The sequence below is a fragment of the Mucilaginibacter sp. P4_D1 genome (assembly GCF_056401935.1).
The window spans coordinates 186,526-204,921 of the sequence record NZ_JBFUIJ010000001.1 but is presented as its reverse complement, the minus strand read 5'-3'; the positions used below and the strand labels follow the sequence as shown (position 1 = coordinate 204,921).

The 18,396-nt window shown below is 41.8% G+C and carries 14 protein-coding genes and 1 tRNA gene; 7 read left to right on the top strand and 8 right to left on the bottom strand.

The features are described 5' to 3' along the window. Positions 1–93 precede the first annotated feature (93 nt). From AC1DV1_RS00800 to tsaD, 3 genes are all read right to left on the bottom strand, one after another. Positions 94–396, bottom strand: coding sequence for a contact-dependent growth inhibition system immunity protein (locus AC1DV1_RS00800; RefSeq protein WP_477353853.1), 303 nt, complete (start codon positions 394–396; stop codon positions 94–96). Between the two features lie 52 nt (positions 397–448). Next, on the bottom strand, positions 449–619 hold the full coding sequence (locus AC1DV1_RS00795) for a hypothetical protein (RefSeq protein ID WP_177183727.1): 171 nt from the start codon (positions 617–619) through the stop codon (positions 449–451). An 89-nt stretch (positions 620–708) separates the two neighbouring features. Continuing rightward, a complete protein-coding gene (tsaD, locus tag AC1DV1_RS00790; RefSeq protein WP_477353851.1) occupies positions 709–1,710 on the bottom strand; it encodes a tRNA (adenosine(37)-N6)-threonylcarbamoyltransferase complex transferase subunit TsaD in 1,002 nt (333 codons plus the stop codon). Positions 1,711–1,915: 205 nt separating this feature from the next. On the opposite strand from tsaD, the gene AC1DV1_RS00785 reads away from it, so the two are divergent. Then, positions 1,916–6,322, top strand: coding sequence for a translocation/assembly module TamB domain-containing protein (locus AC1DV1_RS00785; RefSeq protein ID WP_477353849.1), 4,407 nt, complete (start codon positions 1,916–1,918; stop codon positions 6,320–6,322). Positions 6,323–6,511: 189 nt separating this feature from the next. Here AC1DV1_RS00785 and AC1DV1_RS00780 read toward each other — a convergent pair whose 3' ends face one another. The 3 genes from AC1DV1_RS00780 to AC1DV1_RS00770 form a co-directional block, all read right to left on the bottom strand. Then, on the bottom strand, positions 6,512–7,717 hold the full coding sequence (locus AC1DV1_RS00780) for a bifunctional 3,4-dihydroxy-2-butanone-4-phosphate synthase/GTP cyclohydrolase II (RefSeq protein WP_477353847.1): 1,206 nt from the start codon (positions 7,715–7,717) through the stop codon (positions 6,512–6,514). Positions 7,718–7,844: 127 nt separating this feature from the next. Next, the gene (locus AC1DV1_RS00775) at positions 7,845–9,263 is read right to left on the bottom strand and encodes an LptF/LptG family permease (protein ID WP_477353845.1); all 1,419 of its coding nucleotides are present in this window, start codon (positions 9,261–9,263) and stop codon (positions 7,845–7,847) included. A 110-nt stretch (positions 9,264–9,373) separates the two neighbouring features. Continuing rightward, positions 9,374–9,754: an START-like domain-containing protein gene (locus tag AC1DV1_RS00770; protein WP_090642033.1), complete on the bottom strand. Its 381-nt coding sequence runs from the start codon at positions 9,752–9,754 to the stop codon at positions 9,374–9,376. Between the two features lie 162 nt (positions 9,755–9,916). On the opposite strand from AC1DV1_RS00770, the gene AC1DV1_RS00765 reads away from it, so the two are divergent. Continuing rightward, positions 9,917–9,990 (top strand) — tRNA-Met (locus tag AC1DV1_RS00765). 261 nt (positions 9,991–10,251) lie between these two features. Next, positions 10,252–10,839, top strand: coding sequence for an AbiU2 domain-containing protein (locus tag AC1DV1_RS00760; protein ID WP_477353843.1), 588 nt, complete (start codon positions 10,252–10,254; stop codon positions 10,837–10,839). Between the two features lie 159 nt (positions 10,840–10,998). Here the strand turns inward: AC1DV1_RS00760 and AC1DV1_RS00755 are convergent, their stop codons facing one another. Beyond that, complete coding sequence (locus tag AC1DV1_RS00755; protein WP_477353841.1) at positions 10,999–11,739, bottom strand: hypothetical protein; 741 nt, start codon at positions 11,737–11,739, stop codon at positions 10,999–11,001. A 277-nt stretch (positions 11,740–12,016) separates the two neighbouring features. Here AC1DV1_RS00755 and AC1DV1_RS00750 point away from each other — a divergent pair, with 277 nt between their 5' ends. Together AC1DV1_RS00750 and AC1DV1_RS00745 are read left to right on the top strand one after the other, a co-directional pair. Then, positions 12,017–14,017 carry a sensor histidine kinase gene (locus AC1DV1_RS00750; protein WP_477353839.1) on the top strand — a complete coding sequence of 667 codons (2,001 nt, stop codon included), beginning with the start codon at positions 12,017–12,019 and terminating at the stop codon, positions 14,015–14,017. 9 nt (positions 14,018–14,026) lie between these two features. Then, positions 14,027–14,770, top strand: coding sequence for a LytR/AlgR family response regulator transcription factor (locus tag AC1DV1_RS00745; RefSeq protein ID WP_477353837.1), 744 nt, complete (start codon positions 14,027–14,029; stop codon positions 14,768–14,770). Between the two features lie 120 nt (positions 14,771–14,890). On the opposite strand, the gene AC1DV1_RS00740 is transcribed toward AC1DV1_RS00745, so the two are convergent. Continuing rightward, positions 14,891–15,442 carry a hypothetical protein gene (locus tag AC1DV1_RS00740; protein ID WP_477353835.1) on the bottom strand — a complete coding sequence of 184 codons (552 nt, stop codon included), beginning with the start codon at positions 15,440–15,442 and terminating at the stop codon, positions 14,891–14,893. 479 nt (positions 15,443–15,921) lie between these two features. On the opposite strand from AC1DV1_RS00740, the gene AC1DV1_RS00735 reads away from it, so the two are divergent. Beyond that, positions 15,922–16,740, top strand: coding sequence for a helix-turn-helix domain-containing protein (locus AC1DV1_RS00735; RefSeq protein ID WP_477353833.1), 819 nt, complete (start codon positions 15,922–15,924; stop codon positions 16,738–16,740). Between the two features lie 41 nt (positions 16,741–16,781). Beyond that, positions 16,782–18,329, top strand: a complete 1,548-nt coding sequence (locus tag AC1DV1_RS00730) for an FAD-dependent monooxygenase (protein WP_477353831.1) — start codon at positions 16,782–16,784, stop codon at positions 18,327–18,329. Positions 18,330–18,396: the final 67 nt, after the last annotated feature.

The window sequence follows — 18,396 nt, the reverse complement described above, 5'->3', positions numbered from 1 at the left end:
TAGGTGGCGAAAGATCCCAGGCGAATTCTGGCTTCCTGAATTTCTTTGTGCCTACTGGCTATCAAAGCAGCCACGGCACGATATAATTGTTGATTATCCTGCCAAAAAGGAACTTTGATTTTTAGCACAACCGCTAATAAGTCGCCAGGGTAGTAATCGCCCCCCGGCGAAAAGATCTTCTGTAAGTTTTTCGATGGCCAGTGGCACAAGATACGGCAAGCTAAACCCCTGACCTATCATTAAACGCAGATCCTCGGTAGTAAATTCATTTAGCTGGACTTTTAATAGCTCCAGGCTGCGTCGTACAAGTTGTGTTGGCGCCGTTGCCGGATCTTCAACGGCTATATTTTCCAGGTTTTGTAGTGACTTGTAGCGCCAATTATTTTCCAGTTTCATAAAAACCACAAGCAAGATGCTAAATCGTTAACTCATTCAACCACTCACCTAATTATTTACCACCCGTTTTAACGTACATGTAAATAATACCGCCGATAACGGTAATTGCCAATACAATAAGCCCGGTAACGCCTTTTTTTTTATCCTGGCGCATTAGCCATACTAAAAATGCAACCAGCGGCAGCACAAAAACTGCCCAGAATATTAATGATGGAATGTTCATAAGAAGCCCCCCGCCCCCCCTAAAGGGGGAGTTTTAAATTATTAATAAAGTTAATGCCCTCTTGTTCCCCCTTCAGGGGGTTAGGGGGCCTAAAAAATCATCCTTGCCATAGGTGCAATTTCCTGCCCTACAAATTCACCTTTTAAATATTTATAGTAACCGGCAATTGCAATCATGGCGGCGTTATCTGTACAATACTGCATAGCCGGAATAAAGCTTTCCCAGCCATTTTTTTCGCAAAGCGCTTGCAGGCCCAATCTTAAACCTGTATTGGCCGATACACCGCCGGCCAAAGCCAATTGTTTAATGCCATACTGTTTTGCGGCCTTTTCAAATTTATTTAGCAATATAGTTGCTATCCGTTTTTCAACCGAGGCGCAAATATCGTCCATATTTTCGCTGATAAAATCGGGGTTCTTAGCCACGTTATCGCGAATAAAATACAATATCGACGTTTTTAATCCGCTAAAACTAAAATCAAAGCCTGCGATCTGCGGCTCGGGGAACTTGTAAGCATCCGGGTTACCCTGCCGCGCATATTTATCTATAAGCGGGCCACCCGGATAAGGTAAGCCCAATATCTTACTGGTTTTATCCATTGCCTCGCCCGCTGCATCATCCAGTGTTTGGCCAATAATTTCCATCTCAAAATAATCTTTCACCAAAACTATTTGCGTGTGCCCACCCGATACGGTAAGGCATAAAAACGGAAACACGGGCTTATGATCGCCAATAAAATGGGCCAGGATATGAGCCTGCATGTGATTAATTTCGACCAATGGCGCGTTTTGAGCAAGCGCAAATGCCTTGGCGAACGATACGCCAACTAATAATGAGCCTAAAAGGCCCGGCCCGCGGGTAAAAGCTACCGCATCAATATCATTTTTGTTTACTTTTGCGTTCAATAGTGCTTGTTGAACGGCAGGAACAATATTTTGCTGATGTACCCTTGAGGCAAGCTCGGGGACAACGCCACCATATGCCTCGTGAATGCTTTGGTTAGCAATAACATTGCTCAGGATAACCCCATCAACGCAAACAGAGGCAGACGTGTCATCGCAAGAAGATTCAATTCCTAATATTACAGGCACTTTATTAAGTCAAAAGTCAAAAATTAAAAATCAAAATGACTTAATTTTTGGCGGATTATAAATTAAATTCAGAAAGTGAAAACCATTAAGGCTTTTTTGAATTTTTACTTTTGAATTTTTAATTAATCACAAAGTTATTAAAAAAGCACTCAAAATAGTATTCGGGCTGGTGTTGTTGATATTATTGACACTGAGCATACTTTTATTGGCTTTTCAATATAAACCCGTACAAACATGGGCCGCTAAAAAAGCGACCAAATATTTGTCGGACGAGTTGCGTACTACCGTAAGCATAAAAAGCCTTTACATAAGACCTTTTAGCACTGTAGTTATTGAAGGCTTATATGTACTGGATAAAAAGAAGGATACGCTGCTGAATACCCCTAAGCTGGCGGTAGATATCAATGGGTTCTCTATTTTTAACAGCATCAAACAACGGCTTATCACTTTTTCGGCCATCGAGCTTGATAACGGCTCGTTTTACCTGAAAAAGCAAAAGGACAGTACCACCAACCTCGATTTTATTATCAATTATTTTAACTCGGGCGATACTGCAAAAACCACCAGCAAGCCATGGACGCTGAATTTTGATAAGATTACCATTAACAACTTCCACTTCCGGTATAAAAACCAGCTGATTGATACCGCAATGGCCCAGGTTAATTTTGACGATATTGATGTAAAACATTTTAGCACGGTGGTTTTAAATATGGATATCAAAAACCACCTTTTTAAGGGCAACGTGCAAAAGCTAACCCTTGTAGAAAAAAGCGGGTTTTACGTTAAAAATTTAACATCAAATATCACTATAGATACTAACCAGATACTGGCACAAAACCTCCATTTAAAAACCGGGCATTCTGATCTGAAAGATTATTTCAGGATGAAATTCAAATCGTTTAGCGATTTTAACGAGTTTAACACGAAAGTTTATATGGATGGCGATTTTAAATCGTCGCGGGTATCATCGGCAGACATCGCCTACTTTACCAGCGGGCTCGAAAAAGTAAGCTTTGATCTTGGTTTAGATGGCCGGGCCCACGGGCCGGTTAGTAATTTAAAATCAAAGGGGGTTACCATAACCGGTGGCCAGGCTACCTTTATAAAAGGCGACTTTAATTTAAGAGGCTTGCCCGATTGGAATAACACCTTCCTGGAATTGCGGTTTGACCAGATAGCATCCAACAAAAAAGATATCGATTATCTCATCAGTCATTTCTCGGGCCAGCCCAACCTAAAAGTTCCCGATATTATCAACAAGTTTGGCAACATCAATTTCACGGGCAGGTTTAGCGGCTTGCAAAACGATTTTGTGGCCTATGGTATTTTTAAAACCAAGCTTGGCCGTTTTGATTCGGATATTAATTTAAAGATTGATAAAAAGGGTAGCCCCAGTTACAGCGGTAAACTGGATGCCTTTAATTTTGACCTGGGCACCCTGCTTGATGAAAGCAGCCTAGGCCGCACCACGTTTACATCAAACATAAAAGGCAGCGGCGACGACCTGAAAACCCTGAGCGAAAAAGGCGATGCCAAAATCAAATACATCGATTTTAATAATTACACTTATAATAACCTTACCATCAATGGCTCGTTTATAAAAAAACTTGCTAACGGGCATATTACTATCAATGATAAAAACATAAAGCTCGACCTGAAAGGTAAGGCAAACTTAAATGGCCAGCTGCCCGCTTATGATTTGGCAGCCACTATTAAGGATGCCAAACTAAACGCCTTAAAACTGATAAAAGATACCATCACCCTTAGTACACAGCTAAAAACTACGTTCAGCGGCGATGATCTCAAAAACTTACAGGGTAATATTTTGCTATCGCCGATAAAGATTGTTGACCCACGCAATAATTACCAGGCCGACTCGCTTTACCTATCGGCCAATGGCAGCGGCAATGCCAGGGAGATAGCCCTTAAATCTGACTTTGCCGATGCCAATATTAAAGGCAGTTTTGACCTTGCTACCCTGCCATCGTATTTTAAAACCATTGTTAAAAAGTATATCCCCTCGTTACAAACTACTATTGTACCACCCAAGCCAGAAGAGTTTGATTTTAACCTGACCATCAAAAAACTCGATCCGCTTACATCGATATTTTTACCCGAATTAAAAATACCAGATCAGGGGAATTTTACCGGCCATTTCGATTCCAATAACAAAACGGCTACGCTATCGGGCTATATCAAAACGTTTAAATACGGCAAAATAGTTTTTCATGATTTTATTATTGATGAAAGCACATCCGACAATTTGCTGGGACTTAACGTTTCGCTAAAAAAGGTTGACTTAACCGACAGCCTTTTTATAAAGGATATTAACATAACCAACTTTCTTAAAAATGATAGTTTAAACTTTAACGTTAAGCTATCCGATAAAAATGCGGTAAACCAGCTGGATCTTTACGGCCTGGTTGAATTTGGTAAAGACACTACCGCCAAATTGAAACTATTACCCTCGGATGTGATCCTGGAGCACGAAAAATGGAAAATACAAGACCAGGTACGCATCCGCCTGCTTAATGGCAAAACCCAGGTAACAGGCTTTGAGTTATCAAATGGAACACAAAAGGTTAGGATAAACGGCTTTATATCTGATAATCCTACTGATGTATTAAAGCTCTCGTTTGAACAATTTAATATGCGCACGCTTAACCAGCTTACCAAAACATCGGGCATATTTTTAAAAGGCTACCTTAATGGCGATGTAAACATGACCGCCATTACTGCAGATCCCGGTGTTGACGCAAAACTATCTATCGATTCGCTTACCATGAACAAAACGCTTATTGGTAATGTAAAATTGGTATCAACACTGGATAACGACCGCAAGCAGGCCGATATGAAATTAAACATTGTTAACCGCAGCCTTGAAACCATGAACCTATCGGGTATATACGCCTTTGGAAAAGATGCAGAAAACAACCTTGACTTTGACGTAAAAATGAACCAAACAGAGGCTATCATTTTTGAACCCTTTATCAAAGATCTTGTATCAGATATTAAAGGCAACATATCCACCAACCTGAAGCTGACGGGGCCATTATCAAAACCGCAACTGAATGGAGATGTTACCCTGGTAAACACAGGCGTAACCGTTAATTATTTAAAAACAGCTTATACCGTTAATACCAAAGTAAACGTAACCAATAGCGTTATCAAAGTAGATAACATGGTGCTAAAAGATAAAAAAGGCGGCACGGGCACGGCTAATGGAACGATAGATTTAAACAATCCATCTAACCCGGATATTGAGGTTGACCTGGTTGCAAAAAACCTGCTGGCGCTGAATACTACGTTTAAAGACAACCACGTGTATTACGGCACCGCTTACGGTACCGGGAATTTTAGTTTCAAAGGCCCGGTTGATAACATGAAAATTGATATAACTGCGCGCACCGAGGCAGGCACAATTTTCAATATCCCGCTTAACACCTCATCAACAGCAAGCGATTATGATTTTATAAAATTTGTAAGCCATAGCGATACCGCCAAAGTTGTAGCCAAAGAGCGCGCATTTAATGGCGTAACCCTTAATTTTGATTTAACCGCCGACGAAAAGACCGTGGTAAGGATAGCAACAGATTATGGCTTGCTGGAAGGCAGCGGGGTAGCCAATAACCTAAAGCTGAATATTAACAGCCTGGGCGATTTTGAAATGTATGGCGACTTTTTAATAACCACGGGCAAATTTGAATTTACGGCTAAAAACTTTATCAGTAAAAACTTTACGGTAAGCCAGGGCGGTACCATCAGGTGGACAGGCAACCCGGCAAACGCCGAAATAAACCTGAAAGCGCTATATGAGGTACGTACAGATCGTTCGCCGTTGTATACCGCCGCGGGCCTGCAATCGCCGCAGGGCAATAAGCAGGTATTGGTACAGGCCGAGTTGATCCTGACCAAATCGTTGTTACTACCGGTTATCGACTTCGACTTTAACTTCCCAACCGATCCTTCGGTAAAGGATGACGTGGCTACTTATTTATCAGACAATAACAACCGCAGCCAGCAGGCATTAAGCATCATTGTGCGCAGGCAGTTTTCGTCGGGCAGCAACAACAGTTTAACCAACCAGGTTATAAGCACCGCAGGCGATGCCGTTACCGAATTTGCTTTTAATAAACTAAACAACCTGATAGCACAATCAAACATTAAAAACTTTGATTTAAACATCCGATCCTTTAATGAGGCCAGCGCCTCGTTGCGCTTTTTTAACGACAGGCTTTCGTTTAACGGAAGTTTGTTTACCAACACAGCCTCAAACGATTTATTTAACAACAATAACACTACCCTTTTCAATCAAAGCTTTAACTCCATTAACAAAGATTTTGAGGCCTTGTACCGCATCAGGAAAGATGGCAACTTAACTGCCAGGTACTCGTACCGAATTTTAAACAGCACCACGCTAAACAATTTAAATAACCAGTTGCTTCCGCAGTATGTGAACGGATTGGGCTTGGTTTATCAGCGGGATTTTGACACCTTCCGCGAGTTTATCCGTAACCTTTTCAGAAGCGGCAAGCGTGCCCAGGCCCCGGTAACACCGTTACCGGTAACAAACCCCAATCCTATTGTTACCAAACCGGACGACGATGATTAGTTATTGATGTGCAAATTTCAGATTTCAAATGTGCAGATGAATGCACCTGGAGCGATTGAAGATTGCCATATCTAATACAAAAAAAGCAGGCTGACATTAATCAACCTGCTTTTTTATAATCTGATTTCCCTGCATCTGCACATTTAAAATCTGCATATCTGCACATCTGTAATCTGCACATCTAACAGCTTAATGGTCGCGCATAATCGCATGATCCATTTTGTCGCGTTTGGTACGCAGGTATAATTCGTTATGAGGGTTTGACGCTATTTCGATAGGTACGTTTTCAACAACTTCAAGGCCGTAGCCAATCAAGCCTGCGCGTTTTTTGGGATTGTTGGTCATCAGCCTCATTTTCGAAATTCCAAGGCTGCGCAATATCTGCGCTCCAACGCCGTAATCACGCTGATCCATTTTAAAGCCCAGTTTAACGTTTGCTTCAACGGTATCATAACCGTTTTCCTGCAAGTGGTATGCTTTTAACTTGTTGATAAGGCCTATTCCGCGGCCCTCCTGGTTCATGTAAACAACTACGCCCTTTCCTTCCTTGCTTATCATTTCCATTGCTTTGTGCAGCTGTGGGCCGCAATCGCAACGGCACGATCCAAAAATATCGCCGGTAACGCATGAACTATGCACCCGGGTTAAAATTGGCTCACCGGGCTCCCAGGTGCCTTTTACCAAAGCCAAATGATTTTCGCCGGTATCCAGTTGAGTGTAAGCTATCATTTCAAAATCGCCCCACTCGGTAGGCATTTTCACCGATACTTCTTTTTTAACCAGTGTCTCGGCGTTTAAGCGGTAAGCTATCAGGTCTTTGATAGATACAATTTTCAGGTTAAACTCTTTTGCCATAACCAGCAGGTCGGGCAGGCGGGCCATGTCGCCGTCTTCTTTCATGATCTCGCATATAACTCCAGCTGGTTCAAAACCGGCCAAAACAGCCAAATCAATAGCCGCTTCGGTATGGCCCGAGCGGCGCAAAACGCCTCCATCTTTGGCAATAAGCGGGAATATGTGACCTGGCCTCCCTAAATCTTCGGGCTTAGTGGCCGGATCAATTAATGCCAAGGTTGTTTTTGAACGGTCGGTGGCCGATATGCCGGTTGTGCAGCCGTGTCCCAGTAAATCAACAGAAACCGTAAAATTAGTTTCGTGCGAGGTGGTATTATGGCTCACCATCGGCTCCAGTTCAAGTTCGCGGGCTCTATCTACAGTAATAGGCGCGCAAACCAGGCCGCGGCCATAGCGTACCATAAAATTTATTGCTTCGGGGGTGGCGTTGCGGGCTGCAGTTAAAAAATCACCTTCATTTTCCCTGTCCTCATCATCAACCACAATGATCATTTTACCTGACCGTATATCGTCTATAGCTTCTTGTATTGTATTTAACATTATGTGGGTATTACGTATGGCAAACCTAAAAGGCTGCCATGATGTATTAAAGTTTAAACAAATTTAAACTATATTAAAATGATTCTGGTCGGTGCTATGTAAAATGATTTTGAAGGCGTTTGCCGTATCAGGCTTCCTTACGTTTAAAGATTTTATTAAAATATCTTTTGTAGGCCTCCATGTCAAATATCACTGAATCGGTAGCGGCTTTATAGGAAAGGAAAAGCCCGATGGGCGTTAGCACAATAATGGCCACCCACATACCAAATACAGTATTAACGTTACCTGCCTTTACAGATTTTTCGCCTATGGTTGATATAATGTAATAGATGAGGAAAAATATCACCGAAATTACCACAGGCAGCCCCAGCCCCCCTTTACGAATAATGGCGCCAAGCGGCGCACCTATTAAAAACAATGCTATACAGGCGGCTGATAAAGTATATTTCTTTTGCACTTCCGAGTCGTACCGGCGGATGGTAGACGCATCGTTATTATACTTATCGGCGCGATTTTTCAAAAAATCCTTTACCGACCGCACCTCAGATGCAGCGCTTGATAAAGCCATCTGCTGATCTGCAATTTTCATGCTTTTCAACACATCTTTATCGGCAGCAATATATTTTACTTTTGACTTAGCCGGCAAATTAAAATACTTGATGTACGGCGTAATAAGTTTATAATTTAATACAACAGCAGCATCCGTAGCCTTTTGACTCGAATCAACAAAAAATTTAAGTTGCCGCAAATTCATCATTTGCGATGCGGATTTAAACTCATTTTCATCGGTACGGCTAATTTTAAAGCCATCCAGCGAAAATTTTTGCTCCATCTCTTTAAACCGGAAACGGGTAAAGCGTTGCCGCAGATCATAATTAGCGCCGTCGCTTTTTGATTCCACATAGTTTACACCTTCCTTGAGTTTTAGCACCAGGTACTTATCGCCCATGGTACGGAACATAGTACCCTCGCGGGCCATGGTTACTTCGGTGTTATTGGTTTCGTCGTTTTTTTTATAAATAATAATACCATAAAGCCTTTGCCCGTCGGGATCTTTTTTTGTTACACGGATGGTGTAGCCTGGAAAGCTGGAACTGAATATCATTTCGGGCAGTAAATCGGCCGATTTCTGCTTTCGGGCATCATATAAAAGGGAATAGTATTTCAGGTTAGCTATCGGCAGCATATAATCCGAAAAGAAAAAGGCCGCGATACTTAATATGGATACAACAATGATCATGGGATACATTGCCCTGCGTAGCGAAATGCCGGCAGCTTTAATGGCTACCAGTTCATAATTTTCGCCAAGAGCACCATAAGTCATGATGGTTGATAGTAATACCGATAACGGCAGCGCCATGGCCACATTGGTTGCCGAGTTGTACATCATCAACTCCAGGATAATATACCAGGCAAAGCCTTTGCCTATAAGGTCGTCGATGTATTTAAACAAAAACAGCATCAGCAACACAAACATTACGATGAAAAGCGTGCTTACAAAAGGCCTTATAAATGACTTAAGCAGTAAAAGGTGAATCTTTTTCATCAGGGGCAATTTGTATTTACAGGATAAAAAACGCGCAACGGTGCAGGTTAATTTTCATTAACGCAAAATTAGCGTTTGGTAATACAAAATTAGCTAAAATTAAATTGGCCTTACGCGCCCAGTACGCTTATGAGGTAATCAATCTGGTTATCCCATATCAGTTTTCGTTCGGGAATCTGGTCTTCCGTTGCAAAATCGGTGATGCTCAGGGCAACATCGTTGGTAAGTTCGTCTTGCAAAATCTCCATTTCAAAATAGCATTGCGGCTCATCCTCAAGCCATTTGAACCTAACCAGCTTATTTTCTTTAACTAAAATAAGTTTTGCTTTTTGCGGCTCATCGTCCCAGGTAAAAGTAAAAACCTGGTCACGAACATTTACATCATCGGCAAACCATTGTGCTAACCCGTTAGGCTCATTTAGGAAAGTGAACAGTATTCTTGGAGATGATTTTATCTCATACTCAATAGTAAATTTCTTTTTTTCGGACATCGGGGTTTATACTTGAAAACAGGTTATGCAGTAAATGTTAACATTTTTTCTAAAGAAAACGAATTTCTGCTATATTTGCAAACCTTTTTAAGGAAGCACATTGTTTTATAAACATAGCTACTCTTTTTACCAACCATATAAAAAGAGGATTAAATTAAAAACGGCGGGGTAGCTCAGATGGTTAGAGCGTAGGATTCATAACCCTAAGGTCGGCAGTTCGATCCTGCTCCCCGCTACTAATAACAGAAAGCCTTGAAATGCACATTTCAAGGCTTCTGTTTTTCTATAATTTCCTATTACCCTGAAATTCAACATAATAATTAGTTCGATTCTGCTCCAGTACCTAAAGAAAGAAGTTCTTTAAAAGCAATTAACTAGTACTTTGTAGCAGCCTGTATTTCAATCAATTGACTTGTTTCCTCCTCGTCATTTAATAATTCGATATTTTTCCATCAGGATTATCCATTGCCCAGGAAAACATAGCAACTGTAGCTTACTTGCGAAAAGTAGAAACAGATCCGGATAAAAAATTTATTAAGAATAAAAACGTCTACTGGCATTTTCAAAAGGCAATGTCATGGAGATTGCTGATACTGGAATTGTATAAGCTTTTTAGCAAAAAGAAGGAGTATAGCCTTAGGAATCTGTTCTTAAACATTAAGGCAGGTGGATTTCCAGGAATGGCAACTGAAGCTGATTTGAATAAATGGGGGAATAAATTAGATGAAAACATGGAGATGATCAGTAAATTACGTAACCAAAGAAATAAGCTGATTGCGCATCAAGACCGTGATGGATTGGATGGGGAAGCAAACGGTATTTCTATTATTGATATAAGAACACTAATAGTGTTAATACAGGAGGTGGTAAAAAGCATCTACTTTATCGTAACCGGATTTTCACTAATTGTAGATAATCTTATTAATGCGCCCGTTGATGAATTGGATAAGATAATTACCCTACAGGTAAAAGATAGAAGGGAAAAACTAATACCGACTATTGAAGAGGCCAAAAAATATGAGCTCGATGAATTTGGTGGGGACTTGCCGAAAACTAATACTTTTAAAGCTGTTTGTCCTATTTAAGACTGCTGAAAGTATGGCAAAGTTTTGGGATGATTATATGGAGCCACGAATCGCCATATAGACCAAATTACCTTTGATCGGGGAATATCACCAGGAAGATGGAAACACGCGTTCTTAAAATTTTGCTGATCATTGTTAATGCTTTGGTTGAAATTCCCTTTAAAATAAATGCGTAGCAATCCCTTTGGCAAAACCCTGCCACCAGGCCGAATGGTTGTTAGACTCGACAACAATCCTGATGACGATAATTCCTAAAAAAACGGCCATGGGGAATGCAGATCTTTTCTTTAAAATGTCCGAAATTAGCCAACCCAGTGTAAAAAGAGTGATAACGCCACCCATCACCCCAACGACTGCAAATGGAAGACCACAGGTTGCGATCAGAAAACGCCCCAGTCCGGGTCCAAGGATCATTAAACCGATACAGGCAAAAAAACGGAGATGATAGGTGGTTTTCTTTTTGTAATAAATGCCCAGGCCATACAAAATACTGATGTAAAACATATCGGGAATGCCGCTAAAACCCATGGTTGCTAAAGCTTCCGTTTCGCCTGTTGTTTTAATATTTCTTAAATAAGCTGCCCGGGTAACCAGGAAAAAGGAGAGCAACAATAATGGAAATATAAAATAAGACGCTTTGCCAACTATTCTGTGCCACTCCAATTTTTTGGTTCGGATAAAAACGGGTTGGGCAATTAACAATAAGATCCATATCACCATGATCAATCCATGAAAATGGTGCGCCCAGGTAAAGCCATTAAAATCCGGAAACTTAACCAGGTATGTTTTATAAAAGCCGGCAACACTAACGAGCAGCAGAAATATAAAAAAGTAAATGAGCCGGTTGGTTATTCCACTATTTTTTTCCGGTTTGTCCTGGGCGCGTTTTGATGTGATCATTGTGTTTTTTGCGGGTTTAATTATTATGGCGGCATCAAATGGGCACTGCAGGCTGCTCTGTTTAAGCAGTATTGCTATTTGATGGTATAAAATTGCATATGCTGTTTTGCATTTTAAAACAGTTATTGGTGAAGAGCTATCTTTTTGAGTGAGCAGCAGTATTTGCAGGCTAAAGAGTTTCATTGCGAAACTTTTTGCCATTCCCTCAAAAAAGCGACCTGTCACCATTTGAATTAGGAGAATGCAAATAGTTGTTTTAATTTTAATACATCCTGTTATGTATCGTTTCCTTTTTATAGTTGCATTGATAGTGCTGTTGTTGGGCAAAGTATCAGCACAGGATACTATTGTGTTAAATGGCCAACCACAATGGGGGAAAGGAATGCCCATTTTTAATAATTGCTTTTTTTACCATGACAGGAACGATGAGCCGGTAAGCTTTGAGGAAGTTAAAAAAAAGCATTTTGTTTTTTATGCGGACAGCCTTCGGCTTGACAAACCGTCTATGCGCCCGTTAGTAATTGAATGGCTCCGCTTTTCAATCCGTAATAGCTCTCTCAAAAATAGCATTCATCTTTGGGTAAATCCCGGTGGGCATTATTTTATACAATCGTACAATGCATATGGCTTGCTTGCAAAGTCGGGTATTTATGAGGCCGGCGTATCGGGCGTAAACAGGACTGGTTTTGCTATATCCATTTCTCCGGGTGAAACACAAACATATTGGGTTCGCACGGAAGACAGGCAGGGTAAGTTTGTACCTGCATGGATAAGCCTGGAAACCCGGTACACACTTTTAAACAGTCGGTCTGAAAGTATATGGAACAGCCGCTTGCTTTTTCTATTCCTTGCCATGTTAACCGGTTGCTTGTTTTTTATAACAGTGTTTGCAGCATACCAGTTTTTTTTATATCGGGATAAAGCTTTTGTATGGTACATGGCTTATACTTTATCGGCGTCTTTTACAGGGCTTTTCTGGATTGACATACGGCACCAGTTTGGTGTATTCTCTCCTTTTTTCAACGACGTTATTTTTTCCATATTCTTGTTTTTTGTGCCGGTGCTGTATAGTTTATTCATTGGCACAATGCTGAAACTACCTGAGCAATTTAAGAAGGGCTGGATGCTGGTAAAAGTTTTACTGGTAGTGGCCTGTGTTCAAATGCTGATAGAGTTTACAACCATACGTACGGGTAAATTTCTATTCGTTAACTACTATGGATACTTTGTTTCCATGATACCTGTAACCGTTTTGAACCTCGTTTTACTAACGCTCACAGTGATGAGTAAGGGAAAAGTAAAGTGGTTTATGTTTGGTGGTTTGTTGAGCATGTTATTATTGTGGTGTATGCCGCTGATGGTTTTGTCGAATGTGAAATTCAGAACTGATGCGGTAAGTTATGTGCTGATCTTTATTCCATTCTATTTTTTGCTTGGGCTTACAATTGAAGCACTTTGTTTTTCTTTTGCCTTATCCTACAGGAGTAAATTAGTTTTGATTGAAAAGAATAATTTACAAAAGCAATATACGGTACAGTTGAAGGATGAACTGGAAAAAAGAACAACAGAACTGGAAGAACAAAATAAAGTAGTACAAGAACAAAAAATAAATCAGGTGCGAACGGCTTTTGAAATGAAAATTGCTGAAACAGAAATGACAGCATTGAGGGCTCAAATGAATCCTCATTTTATTTTTAATTGTCTTAATTCGATCAAGTTGTATACCCTGGAAAATAATTCACAAACAGCCTCTGAATACCTTACCAAGTTCTCCCGGTTGATCCGGCTGGTGCTGGAAAATTCACGATCAGAAAAAGTAACACTGCAAAAAGAGCTGGAAACACTGAAACTGTATATAGAACTGGAAGCCATGCGCTTTAAGGACAAAGTACAATACAAAATAAATGTAGGACCTCACATCGATCAGCAATACATTGAGATGCCTCCATTGTTGTTGCAGCCTTATGTAGAAAACGCCATTTGGCACGGCCTGATGCACAAACAGGCAGGGGGGCATATTACCATTGATATTGCTCAGCCTTCAGAATATTTATTGCACATTGAAATTAGTGATGATGGCATTGGCAGGGAGATGGCAAAGAAGCACAAAAGCAAATCGGCCACCAGTCAAAAATCATTTGGATTAAAGATGACCGCCGAAAGACTGGATGCCATCAACCATATTTACCAGACAAAAACGGAAGTAAAAATTGTCGACCTGGTTGATACAGGGGGCAATGCAGCAGGTACTAAAGTAATTATAGAAATACCTTTATAAAATCAACAAATGCTGAAAGCCGTTATTATTGATGATGAACCGGATTGTGTGAAACTGCTGGCCCTGCAATTAAAAATGTATTGCCCACATGTGCAGGTAATGGCAGAATGTACCTCCAGCGAAGGCGGCCTGTTGAAGATAAAAGAACTGCAACCCGATATTGTTTTTTTAGACATTGAAATGCCGGTGATGAATGGGTTTCAGTTACTGGAAAAAATTGGCCACATCAATTTTAGTCTTGTTTTTGTAACTGCATACGACCAGTTTGCAGTAAAAGCTTTTCGCTTTAACGCGCTGGATTATTTATTAAAACCCATTGATGGAAAAGACCTGAAACTCGCTGTAGAAAAGGCGCTGCTACAAAGGCCCGATCCGCTACAGCTACAGTTAATGAAACAACAACTGCAAAGCGGAGAAAAATACAATCCCGGGAAAATTGCCCTGCCATACCAGAATGGCGTAATATTTACTGAAATAAAAAATGTGTTGTATTGTGAAGCAGATAATAACTATACCCGTTTTCATGTTGCAGGCGGGCAACAATACATAGTAAGCAAAACGCTGGGCGATATCCAAGAAGTACTGGAAGAGCGGAATTTTGTAAGGGTACACAGGCAGTATTTGGTCAACCTCGATCAAATCAAAAAATATGTACGGGGTGAAGGCAATTACCTCATCATGAACAATGATGACAACATCCCCGTGGCAAGAAACAGAAAGGAAAAACTGGTCGAAAGGTTTGGATGGTTATAAAGAAAAGATTTTGTGTTAAGTATTGAGTTAGCTCTGTCGCCTTTATCAATACAGGACTTGCCCTTGGATGGTTAATATAAAACAGAGTACCTTAATTTACATTGCCATTTACTAACAATTTTAATGTGTGATTATTTCTATGTATTTATCAATATCTCTTTGAAGTTTTTTCAAGTCCGAATAAATTGTAAAAATTAAGTTTCCCCCTTCCTCCACGGTTCTAAAACCATTGATTTTATACCATTCAATTTTTTGCGTCATTGAATCCAGGTAGCTACTGGCATGAGTCATTCCAAAATGCTCCCAATAGTAAGTCTTTCGATTTATACGATTGACAATTGTAAAATCGGGATATTTTAATTCACCATCCCTGTTAACTGGGAATTCATATTTAACGGTCAGGTAGTTACATGTCAGTAGCTTCTCATAAATTTCTTTTTCCTGATCTGAATTGTATTCTATTAGAAGAAAAGACTTTAAAATCGTGATTTTTGTATGCCAACTTACTATCAAAAATTTCCAATCCTTTTCCTTGCACTTTATTTTTAGTGGTATACCGGTTAAAGTACCATTGATAAAATGAATGATTGGCCGTATCAACTGGACATTCCGGAGCCATTGACCTCCCTGTTCCGGAATAGCAAACAGTTGATTCCGTAACACTTTGATCATATTAATTTGTTGATTACTAATTGCGATTTCCCTAATTGCCTACACAACCTGGTGCTCCAAAGCGCACGGAATGGCCTGGTCAAGCCTCCCGGAATATCCCCATCCGGATTGCAAATATCTGGTCTGCTTCATTTACGATCCTCTCAATAATTTGAAGAATACGCATGGCTTATAAAATGACTTAAGCAAAAAATACGATGGTACGGATGTAAAATTGATTGTCGTTCCTCCTTCATAATCGTTTTTCTTCATTTACATTCACCTGTATAATATCACGTAAACATAAGATTTACGAATTCTCGATTAGTTTATCAATTCGGCTTAAACGCTCCAAATCTTCCACAAACGGGGTCGAAAATCTTTCACTCCCCGCTACAAAAACGGAAAGCCCCTTAAAAAGGGACTTTTATTGTATACCACCGTTTACATTTTATTTCCCCAAACCTTCAGCCAGATTTATATTACATATTTTTGAAAATATGCAGCACCAAGAATTTGCGCCTCCTGAAGAGCTACAAGATTCCATAAAATGTTTTTGGTACAACAGCAGAGATTTCGGGGAACAGCTATCTGATTTTGAAGTACAACCTGATGGCTATGCCGAAATTATTTTTCATTTCGGGAACGGTTGCAGCATTGCCCGGGATGGCGGCTTGCGGTCATTACCATCACCGTTCATGATGGGGCTGCTAAACCAACCTGTTGTTTTTTACGCAAAAAACCGTTTGGAAATTATTGGCATCAGGTGCTTTCCCTGGACGGTGTTCGATTTACTTGGGCTGCCGGCGGGTAAAGGCGGCGTACGCATATTTGAGCATCCTATAGCCCAGCTTCACCTCACACTAAAAAACTGCATGGAAGCCGGCAGGATAGATGAAGCACTGGCCTGCGTAAAACGGTATTTCATGAATGCCCGGTTGGATGTTGAAACCAACAGTATGCTATTTAAAGCAGGAGTTGCTATGCGCAAAGCAAGGGGTACCATGCCTGTAAGCCAAGTTGCGTCGGCAGCACACGCTACCGTTCGCACGCTGGAGCGGAACTTCAAGCAATCGTCTGGCCATACGGTTAAAGATGTATCCGGTTTAATGCGTTTTGAGCAGGTACGTAACCAGTTGTGGCTTTATCCGGAAATCAACCTTGCGGGCTTAGCCCACGAATTGGGCTATACAGATCAATCTCACTTAAGCCGCGAGTTTAAACGGTATAGCGGCACTACACCGGCAGCATTCGCTCGAAAAGCAAAGCAAGGGAAGCCGCCTGTAGGTAACGATTTTGTCGCGTTTGTACAAGCCTGAGACAGCAGCATTGCTGAATTTTGTGTATCAAATCATTCCATATGAAAGTTACACTTAAAAGCGATAAATCTGCACAAAATAATTCCGTCTACGATGTGATCATTTCGGGCGCCGGGCCTGTAGGCCTGTTCCTGGCCTGTGAACTGGCCCTGGCCAAATGTTCGGTACTGATGTTGGAAAAAGTGGAGAACCCGCACGCGCCACTAAAACAACTACCCTTCGGGATCCGGGGCCTCTCGGCACCTACTATAGAAGCGCTGTACCGGCGCGGGTTGCTACAACAACTTGAGGTACACAAGCGCCTTAAAAATCCCCATCAAAATGCAGGGCAAGGGTTACGGCGCCAGGTGGGGCACTTTGCCGGCATTCCGTTTCATGAAGGCGATATTGACACCACTCAGTTTACGAATCGCCTGCCCGGCTCAACCGACACCAGCTTGATTTCTGAAATGGCGGAGCTTGAAACCGTGCTGGCCCGTCGCGCCGAGACTCTTGGCGTAGAAATCAAGCGCGGGCTTGCCGTTACTAACTTTCATCAAACAGCGGAGGGGGTAACCGTTCAGTCTGGCGAGCAATCTTTTCAGAGTAAATGGCTGGTAGGTTGTGATGGAAGCCGTAGCGTTGTTCGCAAGCTAGGCGGTTTTGAATTCGCGGGCACCGAACCTGAGTTTACCGGCTACACTACCCGGGTTGACATTGCCGATTCTGAGAAGCTAAACCCGGGCCGAAACGTGACACCAGGAGGCATGTACCTGCAATCGCAGCCAGGCTACCTCATGATGCAGGATTTTGACGGCGGGGCATTTCATAGCTCAGAAAAGCCAATTACCCGTGAACACGTGCAGGAGGTGTTACGCCGTATTTCGGATACCGACGTTACCATCAATACCCTGCATATAGCAACCACCTGGACTGACCGGGCACGGCAAGCCACTACCTACCGCAACGGACGTGTGTTATTAGCCGGAGATGCCGCACACATTCATTCACCATTAGGTGGCCAGGGACTTAACCTTGGACTGGGCGATGCCATGAACCTGGGCTGGAAGCTTGCTGTAACCATCCGGCAGGAAGCGCCGGATGGCCTGCTGGACAGTTATTATACTGAACGGCACCCAATTGGCGCACAGGTTTTGGATTGGTCACGAGCGCAAGTTGCAATCATGAAACCAAATCCGGGAGCCCGCGCGCTGCAAGCAATTATGCGCGACTTGATGAATACGCGTGATGGCGCCACCTATTTTGCAGGACGCGTGTGGGGCGTTTTTACCCACTATGATCTTGACGGCCACCACCCCCTGACAGGCTACAGCGTTCCCAACTTTGAGCTGGGGAATGGTATGAGAATTGGCGAGCTTATGCACGATGGCCTGGGGATACTGTTGGATTTTGATGCCAACATTTCACTTAAAACTTTAGCGAGTGAATATAGTTACCAGATGAAATACATTTCAGGCAGCACAAAAGAGCGATTAGGTGTAAGCGCCGCGCTGATACGCCCGGATGGCATTATCGCCTGGGCTTGCGCGACCAACCCGGATTACAGCGAACTTCGAAAGGCTGTCGCGCGTTGGTTTGCCGGTAATTAAACGGGGGTTCTGGCAGCGAAGACACCCGTTCATTTACTAAATTTAGTAATAGTTTATTCAACACCAG

What these genes read in the sequence shown, in the direction of transcription:
- AC1DV1_RS00755 (WP_477353841.1), bottom strand. Translation starts at nt 11,739, where the DNA reads ATGATCACATCAAAACGCGCCCAGGACAAACCGGAAAAAAATAGTGGA.
- AC1DV1_RS00745 (WP_477353837.1), top strand. Translation starts at nt 14,027, where the DNA reads ATGCTGAAAGCCGTTATTATTGATGATGAACCGGATTGTGTGAAACTG.
- AC1DV1_RS00770 (WP_090642033.1), bottom strand. Translation starts at nt 9,754, where the DNA reads ATGTCCGAAAAAAAGAAATTTACTATTGAGTATGAGATAAAATCATCT.
- AC1DV1_RS00795 (WP_177183727.1), bottom strand. Translation starts at nt 619, where the DNA reads ATGAACATTCCATCATTAATATTCTGGGCAGTTTTTGTGCTGCCGCTG.
- AC1DV1_RS00740 (WP_477353835.1), bottom strand. Translation starts at nt 15,442, where the DNA reads ATGATCAAAGTGTTACGGAATCAACTGTTTGCTATTCCGGAACAGGGA.
- AC1DV1_RS00735 (WP_477353833.1), top strand. Translation starts at nt 15,922, where the DNA reads ATGCAGCACCAAGAATTTGCGCCTCCTGAAGAGCTACAAGATTCCATA.
- AC1DV1_RS00730 (WP_477353831.1), top strand. Translation starts at nt 16,782, where the DNA reads ATGAAAGTTACACTTAAAAGCGATAAATCTGCACAAAATAATTCCGTC.
- AC1DV1_RS00750 (WP_477353839.1), top strand. Translation starts at nt 12,017, where the DNA reads ATGTATCGTTTCCTTTTTATAGTTGCATTGATAGTGCTGTTGTTGGGC.
- AC1DV1_RS00775 (WP_477353845.1), bottom strand. Translation starts at nt 9,263, where the DNA reads ATGAAAAAGATTCACCTTTTACTGCTTAAGTCATTTATAAGGCCTTTT.
- AC1DV1_RS00780 (WP_477353847.1), bottom strand. Translation starts at nt 7,717, where the DNA reads ATGTTAAATACAATACAAGAAGCTATAGACGATATACGGTCAGGTAAA.
- AC1DV1_RS00800 (WP_477353853.1), bottom strand. Translation starts at nt 396, where the DNA reads ATGAAACTGGAAAATAATTGGCGCTACAAGTCACTACAAAACCTGGAA.